A 24,401-nucleotide genomic window follows, 5' to 3' on the forward strand; every position below is an offset into this window, starting at 1 on the left:
TGGGGATGGATTGATAATGAAAAAACTTTTATCCATGTTGGGCCTGAGTACGGTAACCATGGTTCCTTCTTTGGCCCTGGCCGCTCCGGCGGTCGCAGACAAGGCCGACAACGCCTTCATGATGATTTGCACCGCTTTGGTGCTGTTCATGACCTTGCCGGGTGTCGCTCTGTTTTACGGTGGTTTGCTGCGCTCCAAAAACGTGCTCTCCATGCTGACCCAGGTCACCGTCACCTTCGCATTGGTGTGTGTTCTGTGGGTGCTTTATGGCTACAGTCTGGCGTTCAGCGAAGGTAATGCCTTCTTCGGTGGTTTCCAGACGGCGATGCTGAAAGGCATTGGCATTGACAGCGTCACCGGGACCTTTAGCCAGATGATCCACGTAGCGTTCCAGTGTTCATTCGCTTGTATCACCGTCGCGCTGGTGGTGGGGGGCTTTGCCGAGCGTATCCGCTTCTCGGCGGTAGTGATTTTCGCCGCTATCTGGTTCACCATTTCCTACCTGCCGATTGCCCACATGGTGTGGGGCGGTGGCTTCCTGGCAGCTGATGGCGCGTTGGACTTTGCCGGCGGCACTGTGGTGCATATCAATGCGGCAAGTGCCGGCCTGGTGGGCGCTTATCTGCTCGGCAAGCGTGCTGGTTTCGGTAAGGAAGCTTTCAAACCGCATAACCTGCCGATGGTATTTACCGGCGCTTCTATCCTGTATATCGGCTGGTTCGGCTTTAACGCCGGTTCTGCCAGCGCGGCTAACGGCATTGCGGCCCTGGCTTTCCTGAACACCGTAGTGGCAACCGCAGGCGCTATTCTTTCCTGGACTTTTGCCGAGTGGATTGTGCGCGGTAAACCTTCTCTGCTGGGGGCCTGTTCCGGCTGTATCGCCGGGCTGGTTGCCATCACGCCTGCTGCGGGTACCGTAGGGGTTGGCGGGGCGTTGATTATCGGTCTGGTCGGTGGCATTGCCGGTCTGTGGGGCGTGGTCACGCTGAAGAAATGGCTGAAAGTGGACGATACCTGCGATGTGTTCGGTGTACATGGCGTATGCGGCATCGTCGGATGCTTGCTGACCGGCGTGTTCACCTCCGCCTCGCTGGGCGGAACCGGGTACGCAGAAGGCGTTACCATGGGGCATCAGGTATGGATCCAACTGTTGAGCGTGGTGATCACGCTGGTATGGTCTGGAGTGGCCGCCTTCATTGCCTTCAAAGTGGCAGGTGCTATCGTCGGGCTGCGCGTACCGGAAGAGCAGGAGCGCGAAGGTCTGGACGTCAACAGCCATGGTGAGAGTGCCTACAACCAATAAGCCTTGAAGAAGGGCAGTGCGCTAAATAACTCGAAAAATAATGATGATGCAGAAAGGGCGATGGAGACATCGCCCTTTTTCTTTTTTAACGATATTCCCCCTTTTTAAGTAATGCACTGTTTTTATTGACCTTATATTAATTGCATTATCAAGTGCTTTTTCTATAATGGCCTTGGTTTGTACTGTTTGTTTTATTTATTTGTATTAATACGTATTAAGTGGGAGATAACGATGAAAGGAATAGTGAATTCTGTTTACGTAGGAAAAGTGGTTCCTTTCACTCGTCCTGACAGCTTTACCGGCATATTCAAAAAAGAGGTTAATCATCTGGTTTCAGTAGGTTATGAAGGCATTGAGGGTGATGAGATCGGCGACCTGAAGGTACATGGCGGGCCCGAAAAAGCGGTACACGTTTATCCATTGGAACATTATAAAAAGTGGAAGGCAGAATTTCCCGACTGTCCCTTTTTCGAGAATGCCGGCGCATTTGGCGAGAATTTTAGCACTATCGGTTTGGATGAAAGCCAGGTCTTTGTCGGCGACATTTTTAGCATAGGGACGGCAGTAGTGGAGGTTTCACAAGGTCGATTACCCTGTTGGAAGTTAAATGACAGATTCGACATTCCCTATTTTTCGGAAATGCTACAAATTAACTACCGCACCGGTTGGTATTTCAGGGTGATTCAGCAGGGAAATGTCGGTTTGGGCGATGAAATTACCTTGATTAACAGGACCAATGATAAATGGAGTTTGCAGGAGATAATGAAAGTTATTTTTACTAAATCTCTTGATGAAGAAACCCTGACCAGTATGTTGGAATTACCCTTGGTTGCCTCTTGGCGGAAACTGTTTATGAAAAGATTGCTCACTGGGGCTGTTGAAGATTGGTCGCCAAGATTGCATGGAAAAAAGGATTAAAATGAAAGGGTACGTTGATTTTTTATCGCTGCTACGTACAAACCTATTCAAAATTGGTAAGCGGATGAGTGAAGCCAGTTTTTTTAACGTTCACTATATTTTTATTTTTATCCTGTGCAAGGCAAAGTCAATCGATCTGTCACGTTACCAGAAGAAGAACATCAAGGACTACAGCAGCTTCCAGGATTTTTTTTGCAGAGAGCTCAGCGAAGAAACAAAGAATAAAGTCAATTTATTGAATTCAATGGAGCTTTGTATGCCTTGTGATGGGCGTATGGGGGCCCATGGCGAGATAAAAGAGAATACGTTACTGCAAGCCAAGGGGGTTGAGTATTCCATCTTTAGGCTTTTTGGTTTTAATAATGAAATGACGCAGGGCTACAATGGCGGCCGTTTTGCGAATATATACCTGGCGCCGGAGGATTATCACAGGATACATATGCCGTTCGACGGTTTCTTGATTAATACCATTTATTGTCCCGGAGATTTTAAATCGGTCAGGGAGAAGAATGTAAAAAATGATAAAGAATTATATGTGGGTAATGAACGGCTGATTTGTGAGTTTATGACGGAGCATGGCAGGATGTCCGTTATTTTTGTAGGCGCATTTATGGTGGGGGGGATAGTCACGACTTGGGGAGGAAAGGTCAACTATAACCGGCTCTACACCCATGAGTCTTTTTATAATGATTGTTTGTTTTACAAGAAGGGCGAGGAGATAGGTTATTTCACTATGGGGTCAACAGTCATAGTTCTGTTTGATTCCTGCTGGGATCTCGATTTCAGTAGTGTAAATCAAGGGGATAGGGTTGAGTTTTCTGATGCTTTTGTCACCGTGATGAAAAAGTAAGCGTTAACTCTTCGCCGAACGATGAGGAAGTATTTTCATTTGAATAGGGAGCCAGAGCATGGCGAATAAACATCACATGGGCAATCCCGCGTTATTGCCAGACGACCTGCCATGCCCGGTGGATGACGGTGCGGCCGATCATCTGGTCGGCATGCCGATGCCGGCCCTGCGTTTTCACTCAACGTTTGGTGAGAGGGTAGACTTGTCTATCTTGCCGGGGCGAACGGTTGTTTATGCCTATCCGAGGACCGGCGAGCCCCACGGCAATCTGCCGGCAGGTTGGGACGCTATCCCCGGAGCCCGTGGCTGCACAGCGCAAACTTTATCTTTTCAGGCCGAAAAGGAGGTGTTTACCACCTTCGGGATCAGGATCTTTGGGTTGAGCACGCAAACAACGGATTATCAGAGAGAGCTGTCTGACCGACTCAGGCTGACTTTCCCCATCTTGAGCGATGCTGAGTTTGCATTGGTCGACGCCTTGCGTTTACCCACGATGAACGTGGAGGGTATGCGGCTGATTAAGCGTTTAACGCTGATCATCAGGGATGGCACGATTGAACATGTGTTCTATCCCGTTTTCCCCGCGAACAGAGCGGCTGCTGAGGTCATCGGGTGGCTGAAAGATCATCCGGATTTGGCACCGGGAACCCTTGACTGAGCAGGAGCCCCGCCCATTTGTGAAGGCACAAAGCAAAAATGCCAGCCAACCTGACTGGCATTCCATTGAAGGGTGAATTGCTTAGGCTTCTCGCTGGCGGATGACGCCTTCCTGCACCGTAGTGGCAACCAGAACGCCGTCACGGGTATAAAATTGCCCGCGCACAAATCCACGGGCACCGGAAGCGGAGGTGCTTTCGACCACGTACAACAACCAGTCATCCATGCGGAAAGGGCGGTGGAACCACATTGAGTGGTCAATTGTCGCCACCTGCATGCCCGGCTCCAGGAAGCCTACGCCATGAGGCTGCAACGCCGTCGGCAGGAAGTTAAAATCTGACGCGTAACCCAGTAAATATTGGTGGATGCGCTGATCGTCCGGCATGGTGCCGTTGGCGCGGAACCAAACGTAGCGGTGCGGCTCTTCCACGCTGCCCTTCAGTGGGTTGTGGAATTTGACCGGGCGCATTTCGATCGGCTTCTGGCCGATAAACTTTTCACGCACTTTATCCGGCAGCATGTGCGACAACTTTTGGGCAATGTCCGATTCGGACATCAGTCCTTCCGGCGGCGGCACATCCGGCATGGTGTTCTGATGTTCAAACCCTTCTTCCGGGCTTTGGAAAGAGGCGGTCATATAGAAAATCGGCTTGCCATGTTGAATGGCGCTGACGCGACGGGCGCTAAAACTGTTACCGTCGCGCAGGATTTCCACGTCGTAGATAATCGGCTTGCTGCTGTCGCCTGGACGCAGAAAATAGCTGTGGAACGAGTGTACGCTTCGCTCTGCCGGAACCGTCTGTTTGGCGGCATAAAGTGCCTGACCAACCACCTGACCGCCAAATACCTGACGTAGCCCCAGATCTTCGCTTTGGCCGCGGAACAACCCTTCTTCGATTTTCTCCAGATCCAGCAGATCAAGGAGGTTTTGCAGTGCCTGGCTCATAAAGTTACTACCCTTATAATAATCATTTTGCTCAGTGTGCGGAATATCACGGTAAGACGTCAATATATTGCGTTATGGCACAGAGAAAATTGGCTGAATACTGAACATTATTAGGGGGGTAAGTGATTAATAGGCAGTGTTAAATGGATTTTTCAGTGTTTTGTGCTAACTTTAATGGGTGGGGTGGTGGAAGCCACCAACGTGTTGATAATAAAAAAGGAGACCGATCCATGAAACTCTGGCAAATCGTAGGTGGAGCTGCAGCATTAACCCTCACTCTGGCTGGCTGTGCCCAGAAGAGTGGCAATGTGCCTACTCCAACGGCGGGAAGCGCGGCGATTGCACAAACGCAGATTCAGGGCCCGGCGGTGACTGGTTCGGTTAACATTCGCCAGCGCATTGCGCTGCCGCCGGATGCGATACTGACCGTCACGCTCTCTGATGCTTCACTGGCGGACGCTCCGTCTAAAGTGATCGCCCAGCGTGCGGTACGTACCGACGGCAAGCAGGCGCCGTTTAATTTTGTATTGCCGTTCAACCCGGCTGATATTCAGCCTAATGCGCGTATTATCCTGAGCGCGGCAATCACGGTTAATGGGCAGCTGATCTTTATTACCGACACAATCCAGGAAGTGGTGAACCGTAACGGCACCCGTGCCGACCTGCTGCTGGTTCCGGTGCAAGGCATTCCGGTTCAGGCAACGCCAACGGCGATGCCGTAATCCGGTGGTCCTGAAGCAGTAAGCTATCAACAGCCTTTGCGCTCCGGCCAAAGGCTGTTTTTTTATCACCAGCGCCAGCCGTAAACCAACAGATCCACCGTGCTGTGGGCGCCAAAAATGATCCCTTCCCCAAGCAATGCCTGACGTTGGCGTTGGAAGTCCTCGCCCTGCTGCGAAATCTGCCCGTGCCGGTTAATCACCCGATGCCAGGGCAGGCTGCTGCCTTCCGGTAGGCGACGCAATACGCCGCCCACCTGACGTGCCGCACGTGGTGAACCGGCCAGACGCGCTACCTCACCGTAGGTCGTCACTTTGCCATAAGGAATGGCGGCCACGATGTGAAACACCCGCTGGCTGAATGAGGCGTCTTCTGATTCCATTTCTGTGTTCCTGCTGCGGCGAAATCCCAAGATCAAAGTGTGCCACAGCCGAGGTGGGTAAGAAAACAGCGGTTGGCCCCGGTTGGCTTGCTATTTGGCTGGTCATCACCGATAATGCCCACCGCTTCGCAGTACCAGAAGCCGTCAATGGGGGCCCTGTTGGTTCTCCCGCAACACTAACTTGTGAACTCGGTCAGATCCGGAAGGAAGCAGCCGCAGCAGGTGACGTGTGTGCCGGGATGTAGCTGGCAGGGCCTCCACCAATTTCAGCGCCGCATCATTCTTTCACTACTCTCTCGTATTTACTATCGCCGTAAAAATCTCGCTGCAGGAAAACTGCCGGCGCCGATTGCTCGCCAGCAATTCACCTCAGTGCTTCACCAGCGTAGCGAAATAGTACGCCAGCGGGATAGCCAACAGGTAAAGCCCGACCGGGACTTCACGCCATTTGCCGGCAATCACCTTGATGATGATGTAAAACAGCAGCCCACCTGCGATACCGGTGCCGAAACTGTTGGCAATCAGCGTGATCATCACCATCATCAGCACCGGCAGGCCGTCGGTAAAGTTGGCCAAATCGACTTTGCGCAATCCACTGAACATATTCAGGCCGATCAGGATCAATGCCGGTGCGGTAGCCTCTTTCGGGATCATCAGGGCAATGGGGGTAAACAGCAGCATCAGCAAGAACATGATGGCTGCCGCCAGCGCCGTTAATCCAGTCTTGCCACCGGCTTCGGCAGCGGCTGACGATTCGATCAGCGCCGTGGCGGCTGGAATGCCGACCCAGGGCCCGAGAGCCGCTGCGATCGAGTCCACCATAAACGGCCGGTTGATGTGCGGCATGTTGCCGTGCTCGTCCAGTAACCCGGCTTCACCGCCGACGGCGAGCGTGGTGCCCATGGTGGAGAAAAACTCCGAGGCGAAAAAGACAAACAGGTAAGGCAGGAAGGCGATATTCAATGCACCAATCATATCGACGTGGCCGAGCACAGGGGCCAATGAGTGTGGCATTGCCATCAGACTGGCTGGAAGGTGCGTGACGCCGAATGGAATACCCACCAGAGTCGCGACCAGGATCGCCCACAAAATCGCGCCCGGGATGCGTCGAGCCTGCAGGCCAATGGCCAGAAACAGACTGCACAGGGCGATCAACGCACCGGGTGCCGTGAAGTCACCCAGCATCAGCGCATTGGATTTGGCATTGGCCAGTACCAGCCCGGCGTTACGGAACCCCAGCACCGCAACAAATAATCCGATAGAGGCGGTCAGCCCCAGCTTGATGGACTGCGGTACCGAGCGGGTAACCACCTCGCGCAGCCCAAGACGAGTCAGGGCAAAAAACAAAATGCCGGACCAGCAGGCGATACCCAGCCCAATCTGCCAACCTATGTCTTCGCTGCCCGCCAACGTCACGCCGACCAACACCGAACCGCCGATCCCTGGGCCAACGATAAACGGCAGATTACCGTAAAACGCCATAAGCAAGCTGCCGATCACAAACACCAGAATGGTGCCGGTGGTCACCGCGCCCTTATCCATGCCGCCGATGGCCAGCAATCCGGGGATTACCACCAACAAATAGGCCGCAGCCAGAAAACCGGTGATACCGGCCAGGCATTCGGTTTTGACATTGCTTTGCCGCGCATGCAGTTGAAAACGCCGTTGCAGCCAGCCCCCTGGTGTTGGAGCATTTACTGAATTCTCAGCCATATAGACAATCTCCGTTGCTACCCGTCGTATTTCAAGCCGCAGCGTTGTTGGCAACACTCACTTACCCCAGTAACTTACTTGAGTAAGCGCCTGAGGATGAGTGAGCGTGCCTGTCTAGCTGCAACTAGAAATCCATAGGGTATATATTGTTATTATGATTATTTTTACGCCGGGGTTTCCCAGCAGGCGATCAGTGGTTCGACAATTTGGCGCGTGGTGCCGTCGGTCAGGCCGAGATCGGTCAGGTGCGGCCCGGCGTTACACGCCAGACAGGTGCCCTCGATTGCCTTGAAAACCCGGTAGGGCGGTTCCCAATCGGCGATTTGTGCGCTCAGATCGCGCAGTTTTTTAAATTGTTGTGCCAATTCCGCGGCAGGCAAATCTGAAAGCATGCCGGCAATCGGCATCGCCACCTGAGCCAGAATTTCCCCGTTTTGACTTAGGGCCATGCCGCCACCGCAGGCGATCAGGGCATTGGCCGCCAGCGCCATATCGGTTGCGTTACGGCCCAGAACCACCAGGTTATGCGAGTCGTGTGAGTAGCTGGTGGCGATGGCACCGCGCAGTTCCCCCCAGCCTTCCAACAGTGCCAGTTGCGGGGTGGCCTGGTGGCGACCATGGCGATGTTTCACCCAGATCAGGCTAAAGCCATCCGGTATCTGCACTTCGCCGTCGCGAACCTCGACGGTGGTTTCGTTCCACTGGGTAAAACGCGCGCCTTTAATATGGCGCAGGGTGGCTTTACCGTGGCGGATCGCCGGGACTTTCAATATGAAATCTGCGGGAGTCAGTGGCGGGAGCCGCAGCGTATCGCGCGGCACCGTCACTTTCGGGTTTGCACTGAGCGGTGTCAGCATTTTTCCGTTCTGCGCCAGCAGCTTTCCTGCGACGTAGACCTGCCGCGCACTCAGTTGAGTGAGCGAATCAAAGACCACCAGATCGGCAATGCGGCCCGCGGCAATCAAGCCCAGATCGTTGCGTTGCAGGCGAATAGCGGCGTTAAGCGTCGCCATCCTCAATACGTCGGTTCCCGACATCCCCTGTTCGATCAGCATATTGAGTAACGCCACAATGCCGCCTTTTTGCAGCAGCATATCCGGCGGCACATCGTCGGTGCAGACGGTGACCTGCGAGGACAGGTGTGGCAACGTTTTTAGTGCCGCAACGATCTCGGGTAGCAGGTAAGGGTGAGATCCTCTGATCTCCAGCGTCAGTCCGGCGCGTAGTTTCTCCAGCGCATCGGCACCGGAGGTCAGCTCATGGTCGGACGTCACGCCCGCGGCCAGATAGGCCTGAAGCTGAGCGCCGCTTAGCCCACGTGCGTGACCTTCGATCAACTTGCCGCTGTTCAGCCCGGCGTTGAGGATATCCAGCATGCGTTCGCTGCCGTTCAGTACGCCGTGCATGTCCATCACCTCGGCAACCCCGCCGACTTCCGGCCAGGCCAACATGGTTTCCATTTCATGACCGCCGAAATCAGCGCCGGACATTTCCAAACCTGGAGTGGAAGGGACGCTTGATGGTGCTGCACAGATCACCCTGAGCGGCAGACCACGGCTGGCGTCGACCGCGTAACGCACACCCTCAACGCCGAGCACGTTGGCCAGTTCGTGTGGATCCCAGAAAATGGTAGTGGTGCCTTGGGCAACGACGATTTCGGCGTATTTTTCCGGCGGCAGGTGCGAGCTTTCAACGTGTACGTGGGTGTCGATCAGACCGGGGCTCAGATATGCGCCGGCCAAGTCTTGCGTTTGAAGGGCTTCGGTCATACTGCCACAGGGATGAACGCTGGCAATCAGTGCGCCGACGATGCCGACATCAGCGCTACGGATTTCACCGGTGGCCATATCAACCAGCGCAGCGTTTGTCAGCAGCAAATCAAAAGGAAGTTGGCCTAATGCAGCCTTCACCGCGCGTTGGCGTTCGCCCGCGCTGGTGTAATGAGTGGTCATGGTAATTACCCGGCATGATGACAGGGTTGTTACTCTAGGGGGGCGGGCAGGCTTTGCACAGATGATTTAATTTATTGCCTGATAAGAAACGTTTATGCTGTCGCAAACGTTTACTTGGTTGGCGAATGGAAACCTGACATGTCTGAACCCTGGCGCCGCTTGCCCGCGCTGTCTCTGAAGCAGATTCAATATTTCGTTACTCTGGCGCGGCTAAGGCATTTTACCGATACCGCGAACCGTTTGGCGATCAGCCAACCGGCACTGAGTAGCGCGCTGCGACAGATAGAGTTGGTGCTGGGTGGAAAATTGGTGAATCGCACGGCTTCTGCGGTGACGTTGACCGAACAGGGAGCGGCAATTCTGCCGCATGCCGAGCGGCTGCTGAATGTGGCGCAGGCGTCCTTTGACGATATGCAGCGCATTATGTTGGCGGGGGGCGACGGGACCTTGCGCATCGGGTTGGTACCTTCGGTCAGCAGACTGTTGTTTCCGGCCGTGCCACAGCTGCTGGCGGCGAACTTTCCACGGCTGGGGGTAGAATTTCACGATCAAACTAATGATTCTCTGCTGCTGCAATTAGAGAACGGCATGATTGATTTTGGTATTGGGGCGCTCGATAGTTCCGTGCCGGAGTCGTTGGAGATATATCCGCTGCAGGAAGATCCCTTTGTGGTGGTTATGCGCCGTGATGACCCTTTGGCTGAATCACATCATCTGCCATGGCGGCAATTAGCCCGGCGTGATATTGCGGTTTTTTCCAAGGGAAATATCAGCCGGCTGGTACTGGCATTGGCAGAAAGCCACCGTCTGAATTTAATCGCACGCTACCAGGTCGATTTTCTGGAGACGTTATACGGATTGGTACGTTCGGAATTAGCGGTCGCTATTTTACCTCAGCTTTACACCACCCATTTGAAAGACGATGAATTAACCGTGGTTCAACTGCAGCAACCGATGCTTAGCCGTACCGTGGCATTAATGCGCAGTGCACACAGAAATCACCCGGCATTAATTGAGGATTGTTTCCAATTGTTATTACAGGATTTTCAACGGCGGATGAAAGTGCAGTAAGTCAATGAGATAAATACGAGAATTTGCCTGACATTGAGGCCGATAGTCTATCGGCTCAACGCATCTCGAGCCTTGATTAACGTACGAACTTCCAAACGGCCGTTGGGATTTTATCGTAGAGCTTATTCATGGTGAGCTCAGCCAGACGGTGGTCAGCTGCAGAGTAAAACAGCTCCAATTCGTCATCCGAAAGCTCATACTTATTTTTTTCAATAACGCGTTCAAGGGTGTCAATAGTGGTGCATTTACGTAAACGCATCAGATAATCAGTTTTAGTCATGATAACCTTTGGTGTTATAAACCGTAGAATAGAATAATTTAGGGATAATTATCCCCTAAGATTTCATTGTCGTACAGATGCCCTCTCCTGAGAACATTCTGAATAATCGCGCCTTGGTTTTTTGCCAGCGACGCAGATCGGAATCATTGATACCGTAACTGCTGAACAGCGTGTAGGTATCATCGAGATATTCCTCGACTAACTCCGATAAATCACTTTCATCCATGTATTTAATTTTATAACTCATCACAAACGAAGCAATATGTTCAATCAACTCATTAAGCTGGAGGTTGACGGAAGACGTTGGGTCGTTCACCCAGCCGTGGTGGCTGTCGCCCAGCGTGGCTATGCCTTCATCATACAAATTTTCGCACAAGAATTTCAGCTGAGCAATATCGTGCCTTTTAGGCGAATACTCATCCATATCATCCCCTCCGTAAGTCTTAATTTCGGTGTTGATAACACTCTGTGAGTAAGCTGATTTACATCATGGACAGAGGTAGCTTAATGACGGTGATAAAATAAACTTCCTATATAATGAATATAAATCATTTCTCCACGTCTGGCCTGCTGTTATTACGTAAACTTACAATTCATCTGCAGTAGATGGACGGGAGTTATCAATGATGTCAAAGCGCAACCCCGATTCAGTCACGCTAAAAATCACGCTTTCGTTGATGTATTCCTCGGCGTTGATATCCAGACAGGCGTTGAAAATTGTCCATTTATAGCGGTAACTCATTGAATACTCGAGGTCGCTCAATTTATCAATATCAAGTATTTCTAATGAACCTTCACTATACCGTGCGCTTTCTGAATAAAAACTCAAGCCGCTGGTCAATGCCGGCACCAACTCGGACATTCTATCGTTAATCACTTTCTTTAGTTTTTTAACAGAAAGTGCTTCTATCATTGTGCTGTAGCTAAGAGTTACCTGCATTTAATGCCTGACCGTATAGCGATCCTATCTATTAATCTTACTCCTTTTTCATCCATACGTCGGTAAACTTTTCGTTAACCAGATGCTTTTTACAGTAACTCAACGCTGTTTACCGGTTAATAACCCTGGTGTTTCTCAGTATATCTCTGAAAGAGTTCCGCTGGTGTTCCAAAAATGGCGCTGGTCAACGCTGGTATCACTTTATTGTTACGTTCGGTTGCATTAATCACCGAGAGGGTGCTTGAGTCACAGAAATGATTGTGATGTTATATTGTAACAATAAATTCTCTCTCGTTTGGCCATGAAACTGACATCCACACCACAAGATGGCGAGCTGCCGTCATTGAACTCGCTGTTCACCGCTTCCGCAGGCCTGCGCTGCGGTATTGCCGCTTTGCTGCTCGGCTTACTCTGGTTGGGCATCCATTGGGCGGTAGCGCTGCCATGATAACGCTACAAAAAGCCGTCATCGGCTATGGCGGAACGCCGTTGTTTCCCCCACTTAGCGGGCATTTCGCCGTGGGATCGCTGACCGCCGTGGTTGGTGTTAACGGCGCAGGTAAGTCTACGTTGCTGAAAACACTGGCTGGGCTTTTACCGCTGCAGGGCGGGAACTTACGTTTTAGCGGCAACAAATTACCGCGTATGGCGTATTTACCCCAACAGGCGGAACTGGATCGCCAGTTTCCGATCCTGGTGAGCGATCTGGTGGCGATGGGGAGCTGGCCGACCAGTGGGATGTTCGGTGGGTTGAATAAGCACGCGAAGCGGCAGATTAGCGAGGCGCTGGACAGGGTAAACATGACCGCTATGGCGCGCACTCCCGTCGGCGAGTTATCCGGTGGCCAACTTCAGCGGGTGTTGTTTGCCCGATTATTGGTGCAGCAGGCACCGCTTATTTTATTGGATGAACCCTTTACCGGCATCGATAGTTCCACCGTTCAGTTATTGCTTCAGGTGATCGCAGGTTTGCATCAACAACGAAAAACGGTAATTGCCGTATTGCACGATATGTCGATGGTGGCGAATCACTTCCCACAGGCGCTGTTGCTGACCGCAGAGTGTTGCCACTGGGGTAAAGCCGACAGCGTGTTGGAACATATTCCTGCGTTAAATATTGCCAGCGCTCCGCTGTGCAGCAGAGGAGGGCGCAGTGATGTTGCTTGAGACATTAATTGATCCCTTTGCTTCCTTCGGTTTTATGCGGCGTGCGCTGGTGGCCTGCTTTGCCTTGTCGATCAGCGCCGCACCTTTGGGCGTTTTTTTACTGCTACGGCGCATGAGCCTGGTGGGTGATGCACTGTCGCATGCGGTGCTGCCGGGGGCGGCGATAGGGTATTTGATTTCCGGTATGTCGCTGGTGGCGATGGGCGTGGGGGGATTTATCGCCGGGCTCGCCGTGGCCATGCTGTCCGGGCTTGTCAGTCGTCGAACGCCGTTGAAAGAGGACGCCAGTTTTGCCGGTTTCTATCTGGGATCCCTGGCGCTGGGAGTCACACTTGTCTCCTTGCGTGGCTCTAGTGTCGACTTGCTGCACGTGCTGTTCGGCTCAATCCTTGCCGTGGATACGCACGCCATTTTCATGGTCGGGGCGATAGCCAGTTTTTCACTTTTGTCGCTGGCGGCGCTGTATCGCGCACTGGTGATTGAGTCTTTCGACGCGACCTTTTTACGCGTTAGCGCCCCGCGCTGGTTAGCACTGATCCACGGGTTATTTTTAGCGCTGGTCGTGATCAATTTGGTGGCCGGTTTCCAAATCCTCGGCACCTTGATGTCGGTAGGGCTAATGATGCTGCCTGCCGCCAGCGCACGTTTTTGGGCCCGTAATCTGCCACATACGTTGGCGGTGGCGATGGGCATCGGCATGCTATCGAGTTTGATCGGCCTGGAGTGGTCGTATTACGCCTCGTTGCCTGCCGGCCCGGCTATTGTGCTCAGTGCCAGCGTGATCTTTTTTGGGTCGATTCTATTTGGGACGCGTGGGGGGATCTTTTCCCTGGCGCGCCGTTGAGAAGTGTCATGTGCAAGGAGAAAGTATGAAACGTTTACCTATTACGCTGGCAGTCGCTGCTCTGCTGTCCAGCCCGTTGGCGATGGCGAAAACCGTAGATGCCGTTGCCAGTTTTTCCATCCTGGGCGATATCGTCAAGCAGGTAGGGGGGGAGCACGTTAAGGTCACCACCTTGGTAGGGCCGGACGGCGATCCGCACAGCTTTGAGCCTTCGCCTAAGGACAGCAAGGTGCTGTCACAGGCCGACGTGGTGTTCGTCAGTGGTTTAGGCCTGGAAGGTTGGATCGATCGGCTGGTTAGCGCCTCGGGGTATAAAGGGCAGGTCATTACCGCATCGCAGGGAATAAATTCGCGCCAGATGGAAGACGATGGCAAAGAGATCACCGATCCTCATGCCTGGAACAGCATGAAAAATGGTGTGCAGTACGCCACAAACGTGATGAACGCGCTGATTGCCGCCGATCCTGAAGACGCCAATTATTTCCGCCAGCGCGGCGCAGAGTATATCCAACAGTTGCAGAAGCTGGATTTGTGGGCCAAAACGCAGTTTGCCGCAGTACCGCAGCAAAAGCGTAAGGTGTTGACCAGCCACGATGCTTTTGGCTACTTTGGGCAAGAATATGGCGTAACCTTCCTTGCCCCGGTCGGTTTCTCTACCGAAGCAGAGGCCAGCGCCAGCGACGTGGCCGGTTTGATCAAGCAGATCAAACAGGAAAAGGTGACCGCCTACTTTATTGAAAACCAGACCGACCCGCGCCTGGTGAAGCAGATTGCTGCGGCGACCGGGGCAAAAGCCGGTGGTGAGCTATATCCTGAGGCGTTATCCCAACCGCAGGGGCCGGCAGCGAACTACGTGCAGGCATTCAAACACAATGTCGATACCTTACTGAGCAGTATGAAATAAACCCTCATGTCCCCGTTATGATGGCGGGGACACTGATGACACTTCGGCTTTCTCCATAAAAAAAGCCCCGTTGAGCAGCAACGGGGCTTTGCGACAGATGACACTACGGAAGTTAACGCTTTTTCTTACGTCCCTGTACCGCTTTAAAACGCGGGTTGGTTTTACAGATCACATAGATGCGACCTTTGCGGCGCACGACTTTGCAATCCGGATGGCGATTCTTCGCCGAACGCAATGAACTCAAAACCTGCATGTTGATTCCCTTTTACTTCTTGCCAAGAAAACGGCCAAAACGCTGCTGGAAACGTGCAGTGCTGCCCTCTTTGGAGAACTCCTTCTGCTTGCCGGTGTAGTACGGATGCGAAGCGGAAGAGACGTCGATAGTGACATACGGCCAGTTTTCACCGTCCAACTCAATAGTGCGATCGGTGTTAATGGTCGATCCCACCTTAAAGTAGGCATTGGCACTCAGGTCGTGGAATACCACGGTACGATAATTTGGATGGATACCTGCTTTCATGATGCACCCCATGTAATGTTATACTATAACAATAATTATGCGCTGCACGGCAGAGCGGATCAAGTACAAAATGCATCCGCAGCGAAATTAATGAGAGTGATTTGCATTAAGCAGATGAAGCAAAAGAAAAAGGCCGCATAAGCGGCCTTTTTTCAGGAGGGAAACAGCACTGAGTTATCAGTGATGCTCGACCGGATGGCTGTGTTCTATGTCTTCAGACTTCTTGCCGAAGCGGCGGCGAACCACCACGAAGAACACCGGAACAAAGAACAGGGCCAGCACGGTGGCGGTAATCATCCCGCCCATAACGCCGGTACCTACCGCGTTCTGTGCGCCGGAGCCTGCACCGTTACTGATAACCAACGGCAGTACCCCGAGGATGAAGGCCAGTGAGGTCATCAGGATTGGACGCAGACGCATACGTACCGCATCGAGCGTCGCTTCGATCAGACCCTTGCCCTCTTTCTCCATCAGATCCTTGGCGAATTCCACTATCAGGATGGCGTTCTTCGCCGACAGACCTATGGTGGTCAACAGCCCCACCTGGAAGTAAACGTCGTTGTTCATGCCGCGCATGGTTGCTGCCAGCAGAGCACCGATAACCCCTAGCGGCAGTACCAGCATGACCGAGAACGGAATCGACCAGCTTTCATACAGCGCTGCCAGACACAGGAATACGACCAGAATCGAAATGGCGTACAGCGCAGGCGCCTGGTTACCGGACAGACGTTCCTGATAGGACATACCGGTCCAATCGTAACCAATACCGCTCGGCAGTTTGGACGCCAGCTCTTCCATCATGTTCATCGCCTCACCGGTACTCTTACCCGGTGCCGCTTGTCCAAGAATTTCCATGGATGGCAGGCCGTTATAACGCTCCAGACGCGGAGAACCGTATTCCCATTTCGCCGTAGAGAACGCGGAGAAAGGAACCATCTGGCCGGTGCCGCCACGAACAAACCATTTATTGATATCTTCTGGCAGCATACGGAATGGCGCATCAGCCTGAACGTAGACCTTCTTCACACGACCGCGGTCGATGAAGTCGTTAACGTAGGTGCCACCCAGTGCGGTAGTCAGCGTACTGTTGATGGTGGTGATGCTCACGCCCAGCGCCTTGGCTTTCTCCTGATCGATGATCAGTTTGAACTGTGGCGTATCTTCCAGGCCGTTAGGACGCATGCCCACCAGCAGGTCCGGATGTTCGGCCGCCATACCCAACAACTGGTTACGCGCTTCGGTCAGTTTTTCATGGCCTAAGCCGCCCTGATCGATCAGTTCAAAGTCGAAGCCTGTCGCGGTGCCGAGTTCGATAATCGCCGGCAGGTTGAACGGGAACACCAGGCCTTCTTTAATCTGAGAGAACGCACCCATCGCGCGGCCGGCAATCGCAGGCACTTTATTCTGCTCACCGGAACGTTCGGACCAGTCTTTCAGGCTGACGAATGACAGACCGTTGTTCTGGCCGTTACCGTTGAAGCCGAAGCCCGCTACGGTAAACACCGAGACCACGTTGTCCTTTTCCTTGGTCATGAAGTAGTCGGTGACTTCTTCCAGCACTTTAGCGGTACGCGCTTCAGTCGCACCCGCCGGCAGCTGAACCATGGTCAACAGGATGCCCTGGTCTTCTTCCGGCAGGAACGAGGACGGCAGGCGCAGGAACAACAGGCCCATGCCAACGACGATCAGCAGGTAGATCACCAGATAACGCCCGGTACTGCGCAGAATATTGGCTACGCTGTCGGTGTAGTGGTTGGTGCTCTTTTCGAACATGCGGTTAAACCAGCCGAAGAAGCCTGTTTTAATCCCATGATCGCCTTTCGGAACCGGTTTGAGCATGGTGGCGCAAAGTGCCGGCGTCAGGATCATCGCTACCAGAACCGACAGGGCCATCGCGGAAACGATGGTGATCGAGAACTGACGATAGATGGCACCGGTTGAACCACCGAAGAACGCCATTGGCACGAATACCGCTGACAGCACCATGGCGATACCGACCAACGCACCCTGGATTTGGCCCATCGATTTGCGGGTGGCTTCTTTCGGCGACAGTCCCTCTTCGGACATTACACGCTCGACGTTTTCCACCACCACGATGGCGTCATCCACCAACAAGCCTATCGCCAACACCATACCGAACATCGTCAGGGTGTTGATCGAGAATCCGAACGCCGCCAGGATCGCAAAGGTCCCCAGCAATACTACCGGTACCGCGATAGTTGGGATCAACGTCGCACGGAAGTTCTGCAGGAACAGATACATAACCAGGAACACCAGCAAGATCGCTTCCATCAGCGTTTTCACAACTTCGTTGATGGAGATTTTAACGAACGGGGTGGTGTCGTATGGGTAAACCACTTTCATCCCCTGCGGGAAGAACGGTTCCATTTTGGTCAGTGCATCTTTTACGCCTTTAGCGGTATTCAGGGCGTTGGCGCCGGTGGCGAGTTTGATCCCCAAACCTGCTGCCGGTTTACCGTTGTAACGTGCGGTTACCGCGTAGCTTTCTGCACCGCGTTCAATGTGCGCAACATCGCTCAGGCGAACCTGAGAACCATCACTATTCACCTTCAGCAGAATTTTACCGAACTCTTCAGGAGAGGTCAGGCGAGTCTGCGCGATGATCGAGGCGTTCAGCTGTTGCCCCGGTACCGGTGGCATACCGCCCAGCTGCCCTGCGGCGATCTGGTTGTTTTGCTCGGTAATGGATGAGGTGACATCCGAAGTGGTCAACTGGAAATTATTCAGTTTGTTCGGATCCAGCCAGATACGCATGGCGTACTGGGCACCGAACAGCTGCACTTCACCCACGCCGGATGAACGGCTGATAGGATCTTTGATGTTGGAAGCTACGTAGTCCGCAATGTCATCCTGGGTCATGTTCGGATCGTCGGAAACGAAGCCGGCCACCATCAGGAAGCTGCTGCTGGATTTTTCTACTTTCAGACCCTGTTGCTGCACTTCTTGCGGCAGTAACGGGGTGGCTAACGACAGTTTGTTCTGGACCTGAACCTGCGCAATGTCAGGGTCGGTACCGGATTCAAACGTCAATGTAATGGTGACGCTACCAGAGGAATCGCTGGTGGAAGACATGTACATCAGATTATCGATACCGTTCATGTTCTGTTCGATAATCTGAGTGACGGTATCTTGCACCGTTTTGGCATCCGCGCCTGGATAGTTTGCGGAAATACTGACCGCCGGTGGTGCAATAGTAGGATACTGCGCAATCGGCAGTTTCATTATTGACAACACACCCGCCAACATGATGATGATGGCGATTACCCAGGCGAAAATCGGGCGATCTATAAAGAACTTAGCCATGTCTTACCGGCTCCTTTTTATGACTTCTGCGCTTCAGACTGCGGCTGCTTTTGCGCCTGAGTGTCAACTTCCTGCACTTTTACCTGAGCGCCCGGACGGACTTTCATCAAGCCGGTGACAATCACGCGGTCGCCGGCTTTCAAACCGTCGGTAACCAGCCATTTGTCGCCGATAGCCTGATCGGCCTTCAGCGTACGCAATTCAACTTTGTCGTCAGCACCTACCACCAGTGCAGTAGCATCGCCACGGGGGTTACGCGTCACACCCTGCTGCGGCACCAGCAATGCGTCGCTGCGCACGCCTTCGTCCAGACGGGCGCGAACGAACATGCCCGGCAACAGCGTATCGTTCGGGTTAGGGAAGACCGCACGAATGGTGATGGAACCGGTGGTCTCATCAACGGTGACGTCAGAGAATTCCAGCGTGCCTTCCTGAGCGTATTGCGCGCCGTTTTCCAGCAGCAGTTTCACTTTGGCTTTGCCGTTCTCTTGCTTCAGCGCACCGCTTGCCAGTTCTTGCTTCAGACGCAGGAAGTCGTTGCTCGACTGAGTCACGTCGACGTACATCGGATCAAGCTGCTGCACGGTGGACAGAGCAGTGGCTTGGCCGTTGGTAACCAGAGCCCCTTCGGTCACGGCAGATTTGCCGATGCGGCCGGAGATTGGCGAAGTCACCTTGGTGTAAGCCAGATTGATGCGGGCAGTTTCAACGGACGCTTTTGCGGCGACCACAGCGGCGTCAGCCTGCTGCAGAGTAGAAACGGCGTTATCGTAATCTTGCTTACTGATGTAGTTGGTACCCAGCAATGGTTTGTAGCGGTTGACCGTCACGCGTGCGATAGACGCGCTGGCTTGGGCTTTCGCCAAATCGCCTTTAGCGCTGTCATAGGCCGCCTGGTAGGTAGCAGGATCGATTTGATACAGGGAAGTACCTGCCTTGATATCGCTGCCTTCTACGAAGTTACGTTTCAGGATAATGCCGCTAACCTGAGGGCGAACTTCGGCGATACGATACGCAGCGGTGCGGCCAGGAAGATCGGTGGTGATGTTGAGAGGTTCTGCCTTCAATGTCACTACACCCACTTCGGGAGCCGGTGCCTGGGCGCCTTGCTGTTGGGTTTCTTTATCGTTACATCCTGTTAGCACTAAGCTGCCTGAAAGCATCAGAACTGCCGCCAGAGGCGTTAACCCTCTGTTTTTGTTCATAGAAAAACCTCAAGTGTCCGATTTCAAAATGATCAATGGATCACAAGCTTTAAAACCCATTGCTGCGTTAATTATTAGTGCGTGCTATGGTACATACATACACGAATGTATGTAAATCTCACTTCCCCGAAAAAACAACGCCATGGCACGAAAAACCAAACAGCAAGCGCAAGAAACTCGACAGCACATTCTTGACGCTGCGGTGCGAGAATTCTCTGAACGTGGCGTTTCTGCAACGTCCCTCACCGATATAGCCACCGCTGCTGGGGTGACGCGTGGCGCAATTTACTGGCACTTCAAGAATAAGGTAGACCTGTTTAACGAAGTTTGGGAGTTATCAGAGTCGAAAATAGGCGATCTCGAACTAGAGTATCAGGCAAAGTACCCTGAGAATCCACTGCGTATTTTACGCGAAATTCTAATTTATATTCTGACGGCTACGGTAGATGACGCACGCAGACGTGCCCTGATGGAGATCGTTTTCCATAAGTGTGAATTTGTCGGTGAGATGCTCCCGTTGCAAGATGCCCGTAAAGTCCTCTATCTGGAAGGTTACGACCGTATTGAGTCCGTGCTGCGCAACAGTATGCGCCACGGCCAACTGCCGGCTGATTTACATACCCGCCGCGCTTCTATCATTCTGCGCGCCTACATTACCGGCCTGATGGAAAACTGGCTTTTTATGCCAGAAAGCTTTGATCTGAAAGCCGAGGCGGCGGTGTTGATCGACTCATTTATCGAAATGGCCCAATTCAGCCCCACCTTGCGAATAAAACCGGAGGAGGGGGAGCTGGCGGCACAACCGTTGAGTGCAGAACATCATCATTTATAGGAGAAATACCATGTCATCCGTTGTCTTGATCGCCAATGGCGCCGCTTATGGTCACGAATCGCTGTTTAACGCGCTGCGTCTGGCGATTGCGCTGAAAGAGCAGCAGAGCGATCTCAACCTGAAACTGTTTTTGATGTCCGATGCGGTGGTCGCGGGCATTGCCGGGCAGCAGCCGCATGAAGGCTATCACCTGCAGCAAATGCTGGAAATTCTTACCGCGCAGCAGGTGCCGGTGAAATTGTGTAAAACCTGTGCCGATGCGCGCGGAGTCAGTCGGCTGCCGCTGGCGGACGGGGTGGAAATCGGAACGCTGGTGGAACTGGCACAGTGGACGTTGGCGGCGGAGAAAGTATTGACCTTCTAAGCCCGCGACATTTGTACATCACCCGCAACGCTTTTCTTATTCTTTGGCTCTCTGCGATCGTGATAATCTTTAGGCTTCTTTATTGATTCGAAGCCAAATCATGCATCGCAGGTTAGCCAAACGCCTTTTTCTGCCGCTCGTGTCGTTGTTCGGTGTGGAGTTCTCCCGCGCCTTCGCCCTGTTTTTGTTGATCGCTTTCTGTGCGGTTTGCCAACCTGCAGCCTATGCGGCACTCAATGGCGATGTGCCGTCACGCAGTGAAATACAAAGCCAGCTTGATGCGCTGAATAAGCAAAAGACGCTGACGCCGATCAATAAACTCACGCAGCAAGACCTTACCCGAACCCTAGAACTGCTGGATGCCATCGATCGCACCAGGCAGGATGGCGCGCAGCTTAAGCAACAGCTGCAGCTGGCACCGGGCAAACTGCGCCAGGTCACCGACGATCTGGCGGCGCTCAAAACGCCGGTCGACAGTGCGGCCGCCCGGGCCGAACTGCTGCAGCTTTCCCTGCGCCAATTGGAAACCCGGCTTTACCAGACGCTCGATGACCTGCAGACGGCGCAGGAAAACCTGTCCACCTATAACAGCCAGCTGGTTTCGCTACAGACTCAACCGGAACGGGTGCAGAGCAGCATGTATACCGCGTCTCAGCGGCTGCAGGAAATTCGTAACCAGATCAACGATCAGACGCCGGGACAAAACTCGTTGCGTGACAGCCAACTGGTGATGCTGGCCACCGAGCAAACGCTGCTCAACGCGCAGATAGATCTGCAACGCAAAAGTCTGGAAGCCAACACTACCCTGCAAGATTTGCTGCAGAAGCAGCGCGATTATACGACCGGGCATATCGATGCGCTCGACCACAACGTGCAACTGTTGCAAGAAGTGGTCAACAGCAAGCGCCTGACGCTGTCGGAAAAAACCGCCAAAGAGGCGCAGAATCCGGAAGACGCTACGGATATCCAGCACGACCAGTTGGTCAGCAAAGAGCTGGACGTTAACCGCCAGCTCAGCCAGCGGCTGATTGCCGCCACGGAAGAGAGCAACGTACTGTTCCAGCAGAATATTCGGGTGAAGAACTGGCTGGATCGCGGCCTGCAGGCGGAGCGTAATCTCAAGGAGCAGATCCAGGTGCTGAAAGGCAGTCTGGTGCTGTCGCGCATTCTGTATCAGCAGCAACAAAGCCTGCCGCAGGGCACGTTGGTGGCGGATATGGGCACGCGTATTGCCGATCTGCGCCTGGAACAGTTTGATATCAACCAGCAGCGCGACGACCTGTTCAAGGGGGACGATTACATCAACAAACTGGTCGCCGACAGCAAAGAAAAAGCCAGCGCCGACGTGCTGGATGCTCTGAATGAAATCGTCGATATGCGCCGTGAACTGTTGGATCAGTTAAATAAACAGCTCAGCAATCAGTTGGCACAATCGATCAGCCTGCAGATCAACCAACAGCAGTTAACCAGCGTTAACAGCTCGCTGCGCGATACCCTGACTCAGCAGATTTTCTGGGTAAACAGCAACAAACCGGTCGATCTGGCGTGGCTGAAAGCTTTGCCAGGGGCGGTTAGAGATCAACTGGCTGCGCTCGATTTCAAAGTCGACTTCGGCAAAATATTGCAGGGCGGACTGAATTCACTGGTCATGCTGATCCCGCTGCTGTTGCTGATCGGCCTGTTGCGCTGGCGTTACAAGCTGATAGACACCCATTTGCAGAAACTGGCCAATGACGTGGGGCAGTTAAAGCGTGATAGCCAGATGCACACCCCCAGGGCCATTGTGTTGACTCTGCTGAAGGTCCTGCCCGGTTCGGCATTGCTGTTGGGGGTGGGTTTCTGGTGTTACCGTGTAGAAATCGGTCTCAGTGACTTTCTCTGGGCGTTGTCGCAACAGTTGGCGCTGTTCTGGCTGATATTCGGCTTTACCTACCGCACGCTGGCACCTGGCGGCATCTGCGAACGGCATTTCAACTTCGCCGCCGAGCTTTGTGCGCATTATCGTCGTCAGACGGTGCGCCTTGGGCTGGCGCTGTTACCGCTGATTTTCTGGTCGGTGCTGGGCGAGAAAGCACCACTGCGGTTGGTGGAAGACGTTATCGGCCAGGTGGTGGTGATGTTGACGTTGGCACTGCTGGCAGTGCTGGTGTTTCCGTTGTGCCGCGACAGCTGGCGTGAAAAGGGCTCGCACGCGGTACGGCTGATCATTGTCACCGCCATTGCCGCTACGCCGCTGATCCTGCTGGGGCTGATGTTCGCCGGCTATTTCTATACCACGTTGCGGTTAGCCGGCCGCTGGATCGACAGCCTGTATCTGTTCTTCCTGTGGAATATCGTCTATCTGACCGCCATTCGCGGGCTGAGCGTCGCGGCGCGCCGTCTGGCTTACCGCCGCGCGATAGCTCGTCGTCAGAGCCTGGCCAAGGAGAAAGAGGGGGCTGAAGGGGTTGAACCGGTTGAGGAGCCGCCTTTGGCGCTCGATCAGATCAACCAGCAGTCGCTGCGGCTGACCACCATGGTGCTGTTTATTATCTTCGCCAGCGCCCTGTATGGCATTTGGTCAGATTTGGTGACGGTCATTTCGTACCTGGACAGCATTACGCTGTGGCATTACACCACCACTGTCGCCGGCAGCAGCGTGGCGCAGGCGGTGACGCTGGGCAACATGATGGTAGCGATAGCGGCGGTGATTGTCGCTTACGTGATGACGCGCAACCTGCCCGGTCTGCTGGAAGTGGTGGTGTTGTCGCGGCTGCAACTGCGGCAGGGGACGTCTTACGCCGTCACCACCATACTCACCTACCTGATCACCACTGTGGGCGCGGTCACTGCACTGGGCTCGCTGGGTGTTTCCTGGGATAAATTGCAGTGGTTGGCCGCCGGTTTGACCGTCGGGTTGGGCTTCGGGCTGCAGGAGATTTTCGCCAACTTTGTTTCCGGCCTGATCATCCTGTTCGAACGGCCGATCCGTATCGGCGACACCATTACTATTGGCACTTTCTCCGGTTCGGTCAGCAAAATCCGCATTCGTGCCACCACCATCACTGACTTTGACCGCAAAGAGGTGATCATTCCGAATAAGGCATTTGTGACCGAACGGCTGATCAACTGGTCGCTGTCAGACACCATCACCCGCGTTTTAATCAAGGTAGGGGTGGCCTACGGCTCCGATTTGGATAAGGTGAAAGCGGTGCTGCTCAAGGCGGCGCATGATAACCCACGCGTGATGAGCGATCCGGAGCCGCAGGTGTTCTTCCTGAATTTCGGTGCCAGCACGCTGGATCATGAACTGCGCCTTTACGTACGTGAGCTACGCGACCGCAGCTATACCGTTGACGAACTGAATCGCTCTATCGAACGCCTGTGTCGCGAAAACGACATCAACATTGCTTTCAACCAGCTCGAGGTCTATTTGCACAATCAGCAGGGCAACGAGGTGCAGGAAGTAAAACGGACGCTATCGTCGGATAAGGACGGCTCATCGGTAGGGGAGTAGCACGAGGATCCTG

Annotated in this window: 24 protein-coding genes and 1 other RNA gene; 14 read left to right on the forward strand and 11 right to left on the reverse strand. The window is 53.5% G+C overall.

Going from position 1 to position 24,401, the window contains the following annotated elements:
• The first annotated feature begins 16 nt into the window (after window positions 1-16).
• From amtB to EBA31_RS04325, 4 genes are all read left to right on the forward strand, one after another.
• Entirely contained in the window at window positions 17-1,303 is a 1,287-nt protein-coding gene (gene amtB / locus EBA31_RS04310; protein WP_020825504.1) for an ammonium transporter AmtB, read from the forward strand.
• Between the two features lie 231 nt (window positions 1,304-1,534).
• Window positions 1,535-2,221: an MOSC domain-containing protein gene (locus EBA31_RS04315; RefSeq protein WP_020825505.1), complete on the forward strand. Its 687-nt coding sequence runs from the start codon at window positions 1,535-1,537 to the stop codon at window positions 2,219-2,221.
• A gap of 1 nt (window position 2,222) precedes the next feature.
• Window positions 2,223-3,071, forward strand: a complete 849-nt coding sequence (gene asd, locus EBA31_RS04320) for an archaetidylserine decarboxylase (RefSeq protein ID WP_162302865.1) — start codon at window positions 2,223-2,225, stop codon at window positions 3,069-3,071.
• 58 nt (window positions 3,072-3,129) lie between these two features.
• Window positions 3,130-3,729, forward strand: coding sequence for a peroxiredoxin (locus tag EBA31_RS04325; protein WP_238387428.1), 600 nt, complete (start codon window positions 3,130-3,132; stop codon window positions 3,727-3,729).
• Window positions 3,730-3,810: 81 nt separating this feature from the next.
• On the opposite strand, the gene tesB is transcribed toward EBA31_RS04325, so the two are convergent.
• Window positions 3,811-4,674: an acyl-CoA thioesterase II gene (tesB, locus tag EBA31_RS04330; protein WP_020825508.1), complete on the reverse strand. Its 864-nt coding sequence runs from the start codon at window positions 4,672-4,674 to the stop codon at window positions 3,811-3,813.
• Window positions 4,675-4,904: 230 nt separating this feature from the next.
• Between tesB and EBA31_RS04335 the strand changes: the two genes are divergently transcribed.
• Window positions 4,905-5,396, forward strand: a complete 492-nt coding sequence (locus EBA31_RS04335) for a YbaY family lipoprotein (protein ID WP_020825509.1) — start codon at window positions 4,905-4,907, stop codon at window positions 5,394-5,396.
• Window positions 5,397-5,461: 65 nt separating this feature from the next.
• Here EBA31_RS04335 and EBA31_RS04340 read toward each other — a convergent pair whose 3' ends face one another.
• On the reverse strand, window positions 5,462-5,776 hold the full coding sequence (locus tag EBA31_RS04340) for an MGMT family protein (protein WP_048759573.1): 315 nt from the start codon (window positions 5,774-5,776) through the stop codon (window positions 5,462-5,464).
• A gap of 157 nt (window positions 5,777-5,933) precedes the next feature.
• Here EBA31_RS04340 and ffs point away from each other — a divergent pair.
• Window positions 5,934-6,030, forward strand: an RNA gene (gene ffs / locus EBA31_RS04345) — signal recognition particle sRNA small type.
• 115 nt (window positions 6,031-6,145) lie between these two features.
• On the opposite strand, the gene EBA31_RS04350 is transcribed toward ffs, so the two are convergent.
• Both EBA31_RS04350 and EBA31_RS04355 read right to left on the reverse strand, forming a co-directional pair.
• Window positions 6,146-7,489, reverse strand: coding sequence for an NCS2 family permease (locus EBA31_RS04350; RefSeq protein ID WP_122077512.1), 1,344 nt, complete (start codon window positions 7,487-7,489; stop codon window positions 6,146-6,148).
• 164 nt (window positions 7,490-7,653) lie between these two features.
• Window positions 7,654-9,441, reverse strand: a complete 1,788-nt coding sequence (locus tag EBA31_RS04355) for an adenine deaminase (RefSeq protein ID WP_122077514.1) — start codon at window positions 9,439-9,441, stop codon at window positions 7,654-7,656.
• 138 nt (window positions 9,442-9,579) lie between these two features.
• Here EBA31_RS04355 and EBA31_RS04360 point away from each other — a divergent pair, with 138 nt between their 5' ends.
• A complete protein-coding gene (locus tag EBA31_RS04360; protein ID WP_122077516.1) occupies window positions 9,580-10,512 on the forward strand; it encodes a LysR family transcriptional regulator in 933 nt (310 codons plus the stop codon).
• A 76-nt stretch (window positions 10,513-10,588) separates the two neighbouring features.
• Here EBA31_RS04360 and EBA31_RS04365 read toward each other — a convergent pair whose 3' ends face one another.
• The 3 genes from EBA31_RS04365 to EBA31_RS04375 form a co-directional block, all read right to left on the reverse strand.
• Window positions 10,589-10,792, reverse strand: coding sequence for an HHA domain-containing protein (locus tag EBA31_RS04365; protein WP_020825514.1), 204 nt, complete (start codon window positions 10,790-10,792; stop codon window positions 10,589-10,591).
• A gap of 55 nt (window positions 10,793-10,847) precedes the next feature.
• Window positions 10,848-11,216: an Hha toxicity modulator TomB gene (gene tomB, locus EBA31_RS04370; protein ID WP_020825515.1), complete on the reverse strand. Its 369-nt coding sequence runs from the start codon at window positions 11,214-11,216 to the stop codon at window positions 10,848-10,850.
• A 162-nt stretch (window positions 11,217-11,378) separates the two neighbouring features.
• Window positions 11,379-11,732, reverse strand: a complete 354-nt coding sequence (locus EBA31_RS04375; RefSeq protein WP_238387429.1) for a hypothetical protein — start codon at window positions 11,730-11,732, stop codon at window positions 11,379-11,381.
• Window positions 11,733-12,033: 301 nt separating this feature from the next.
• Between EBA31_RS04375 and EBA31_RS26880 the strand changes: the two genes are divergently transcribed.
• The 4 genes from EBA31_RS26880 to EBA31_RS04390 are packed head-to-tail and all read left to right on the forward strand — an operon-like array spanning window position 12,034 to window position 14,647.
• Window positions 12,034-12,180, forward strand: a complete 147-nt coding sequence (locus EBA31_RS26880) for a hypothetical protein (protein WP_202914190.1) — start codon at window positions 12,034-12,036, stop codon at window positions 12,178-12,180.
• Window positions 12,177-12,899 (forward strand): metal ABC transporter ATP-binding protein, encoded by a 723-nt coding sequence (locus EBA31_RS04380; RefSeq protein ID WP_048759568.1) that lies wholly within the window; start codon window positions 12,177-12,179, stop codon window positions 12,897-12,899. Before EBA31_RS26880 ends, EBA31_RS04380 begins: the two co-directional genes overlap by 4 nt.
• On the forward strand, window positions 12,886-13,743 hold the full coding sequence (locus tag EBA31_RS04385; protein ID WP_041414279.1) for a metal ABC transporter permease: 858 nt from the start codon (window positions 12,886-12,888) through the stop codon (window positions 13,741-13,743). Before EBA31_RS04380 ends, EBA31_RS04385 begins: the two co-directional genes overlap by 14 nt.
• Before the next feature lie 25 nt (window positions 13,744-13,768).
• On the forward strand, window positions 13,769-14,647 hold the full coding sequence (locus tag EBA31_RS04390; RefSeq protein ID WP_020825520.1) for a metal ABC transporter substrate-binding protein: 879 nt from the start codon (window positions 13,769-13,771) through the stop codon (window positions 14,645-14,647).
• Between the two features lie 112 nt (window positions 14,648-14,759).
• Here EBA31_RS04390 and ykgO read toward each other — a convergent pair whose 3' ends face one another.
• From ykgO to sdeX, 4 genes are all read right to left on the reverse strand, one after another.
• Entirely contained in the window at window positions 14,760-14,900 is a 141-nt protein-coding gene (gene ykgO, locus EBA31_RS04395; protein ID WP_012005563.1) for a type B 50S ribosomal protein L36, read from the reverse strand.
• A gap of 12 nt (window positions 14,901-14,912) precedes the next feature.
• Window positions 14,913-15,167: a type B 50S ribosomal protein L31 gene (locus EBA31_RS04400; protein ID WP_020825521.1), complete on the reverse strand. Its 255-nt coding sequence runs from the start codon at window positions 15,165-15,167 to the stop codon at window positions 14,913-14,915.
• Between the two features lie 177 nt (window positions 15,168-15,344).
• The gene (sdeY, locus tag EBA31_RS04405) at window positions 15,345-18,491 is read right to left on the reverse strand and encodes a multidrug efflux RND transporter permease subunit SdeY (RefSeq protein WP_044548724.1); all 3,147 of its coding nucleotides are present in this window, start codon (window positions 18,489-18,491) and stop codon (window positions 15,345-15,347) included.
• A 17-nt stretch (window positions 18,492-18,508) separates the two neighbouring features.
• Window positions 18,509-19,696, reverse strand: coding sequence for a multidrug efflux RND transporter periplasmic adaptor subunit SdeX (sdeX, locus tag EBA31_RS04410; protein ID WP_122077518.1), 1,188 nt, complete (start codon window positions 19,694-19,696; stop codon window positions 18,509-18,511).
• Window positions 19,697-19,838: 142 nt separating this feature from the next.
• On the opposite strand from sdeX, the gene acrR reads away from it, so the two are divergent.
• The 3 genes from acrR (at window position 19,839) to mscK (ending at window position 24,388) form a co-directional block, all read left to right on the forward strand.
• The gene (acrR, locus tag EBA31_RS04415) at window positions 19,839-20,528 is read left to right on the forward strand and encodes a multidrug efflux transporter transcriptional repressor AcrR (RefSeq protein ID WP_020825525.1); all 690 of its coding nucleotides are present in this window, start codon (window positions 19,839-19,841) and stop codon (window positions 20,526-20,528) included.
• Between the two features lie 10 nt (window positions 20,529-20,538).
• Window positions 20,539-20,892 carry a DsrE/DsrF/TusD sulfur relay family protein gene (locus EBA31_RS04420; protein ID WP_020825526.1) on the forward strand — a complete coding sequence of 118 codons (354 nt, stop codon included), beginning with the start codon at window positions 20,539-20,541 and terminating at the stop codon, window positions 20,890-20,892.
• A gap of 100 nt (window positions 20,893-20,992) precedes the next feature.
• Window positions 20,993-24,388, forward strand: coding sequence for a mechanosensitive channel MscK (gene mscK, locus EBA31_RS04425; protein ID WP_122077520.1), 3,396 nt, complete (start codon window positions 20,993-20,995; stop codon window positions 24,386-24,388).
• Window positions 24,389-24,401: the final 13 nt, after the last annotated feature.

It is taken from the genome of Serratia sp. P2ACOL2 (assembly GCF_003691565.1).
GTDB lineage: Bacteria > Pseudomonadota > Gammaproteobacteria > Enterobacterales > Enterobacteriaceae > Serratia > Serratia liquefaciens.

What these genes read in the sequence shown, in the direction of transcription:
- amtB (WP_020825504.1), top strand. Translation starts at nt 17, where the DNA reads ATGAAAAAACTTTTATCCATGTTGGGCCTGAGTACGGTAACCATGGTT.
- EBA31_RS04315 (WP_020825505.1), top strand. Translation starts at nt 1,535, where the DNA reads ATGAAAGGAATAGTGAATTCTGTTTACGTAGGAAAAGTGGTTCCTTTC.
- asd (WP_162302865.1), top strand. Translation starts at nt 2,223, where the DNA reads ATGAAAGGGTACGTTGATTTTTTATCGCTGCTACGTACAAACCTATTC.
- EBA31_RS04325 (WP_238387428.1), top strand. Translation starts at nt 3,130, where the DNA reads ATGGCGAATAAACATCACATGGGCAATCCCGCGTTATTGCCAGACGAC.
- tesB (WP_020825508.1), bottom strand. Translation starts at nt 4,674, where the DNA reads ATGAGCCAGGCACTGCAAAACCTCCTTGATCTGCTGGATCTGGAGAAA.
- EBA31_RS04335 (WP_020825509.1), top strand. Translation starts at nt 4,905, where the DNA reads ATGAAACTCTGGCAAATCGTAGGTGGAGCTGCAGCATTAACCCTCACT.
- EBA31_RS04340 (WP_048759573.1), bottom strand. Translation starts at nt 5,776, where the DNA reads ATGGAATCAGAAGACGCCTCATTCAGCCAGCGGGTGTTTCACATCGTG.
- EBA31_RS04350 (WP_122077512.1), bottom strand. Translation starts at nt 7,489, where the DNA reads ATGGCTGAGAATTCAGTAAATGCTCCAACACCAGGGGGCTGGCTGCAA.
- EBA31_RS04355 (WP_122077514.1), bottom strand. Translation starts at nt 9,441, where the DNA reads ATGACCACTCATTACACCAGCGCGGGCGAACGCCAACGCGCGGTGAAG.
- EBA31_RS04360 (WP_122077516.1), top strand. Translation starts at nt 9,580, where the DNA reads ATGTCTGAACCCTGGCGCCGCTTGCCCGCGCTGTCTCTGAAGCAGATT.
- EBA31_RS04365 (WP_020825514.1), bottom strand. Translation starts at nt 10,792, where the DNA reads ATGACTAAAACTGATTATCTGATGCGTTTACGTAAATGCACCACTATT.
- tomB (WP_020825515.1), bottom strand. Translation starts at nt 11,216, where the DNA reads ATGGATGAGTATTCGCCTAAAAGGCACGATATTGCTCAGCTGAAATTC.
- EBA31_RS04375 (WP_238387429.1), bottom strand. Translation starts at nt 11,732, where the DNA reads ATGCAGGTAACTCTTAGCTACAGCACAATGATAGAAGCACTTTCTGTT.
- EBA31_RS26880 (WP_202914190.1), top strand. Translation starts at nt 12,034, where the DNA reads ATGAAACTGACATCCACACCACAAGATGGCGAGCTGCCGTCATTGAAC.
- EBA31_RS04380 (WP_048759568.1), top strand. Translation starts at nt 12,177, where the DNA reads ATGATAACGCTACAAAAAGCCGTCATCGGCTATGGCGGAACGCCGTTG.
- EBA31_RS04390 (WP_020825520.1), top strand. Translation starts at nt 13,769, where the DNA reads ATGAAACGTTTACCTATTACGCTGGCAGTCGCTGCTCTGCTGTCCAGC.
- ykgO (WP_012005563.1), bottom strand. Translation starts at nt 14,900, where the DNA reads ATGCAGGTTTTGAGTTCATTGCGTTCGGCGAAGAATCGCCATCCGGAT.
- EBA31_RS04400 (WP_020825521.1), bottom strand. Translation starts at nt 15,167, where the DNA reads ATGAAAGCAGGTATCCATCCAAATTATCGTACCGTGGTATTCCACGAC.
- sdeY (WP_044548724.1), bottom strand. Translation starts at nt 18,491, where the DNA reads ATGGCTAAGTTCTTTATAGATCGCCCGATTTTCGCCTGGGTAATCGCC.
- sdeX (WP_122077518.1), bottom strand. Translation starts at nt 19,696, where the DNA reads ATGAACAAAAACAGAGGGTTAACGCCTCTGGCGGCAGTTCTGATGCTT.
- acrR (WP_020825525.1), top strand. Translation starts at nt 19,839, where the DNA reads ATGGCACGAAAAACCAAACAGCAAGCGCAAGAAACTCGACAGCACATT.
- EBA31_RS04420 (WP_020825526.1), top strand. Translation starts at nt 20,539, where the DNA reads ATGTCATCCGTTGTCTTGATCGCCAATGGCGCCGCTTATGGTCACGAA.
- mscK (WP_122077520.1), top strand. Translation starts at nt 20,993, where the DNA reads ATGCATCGCAGGTTAGCCAAACGCCTTTTTCTGCCGCTCGTGTCGTTG.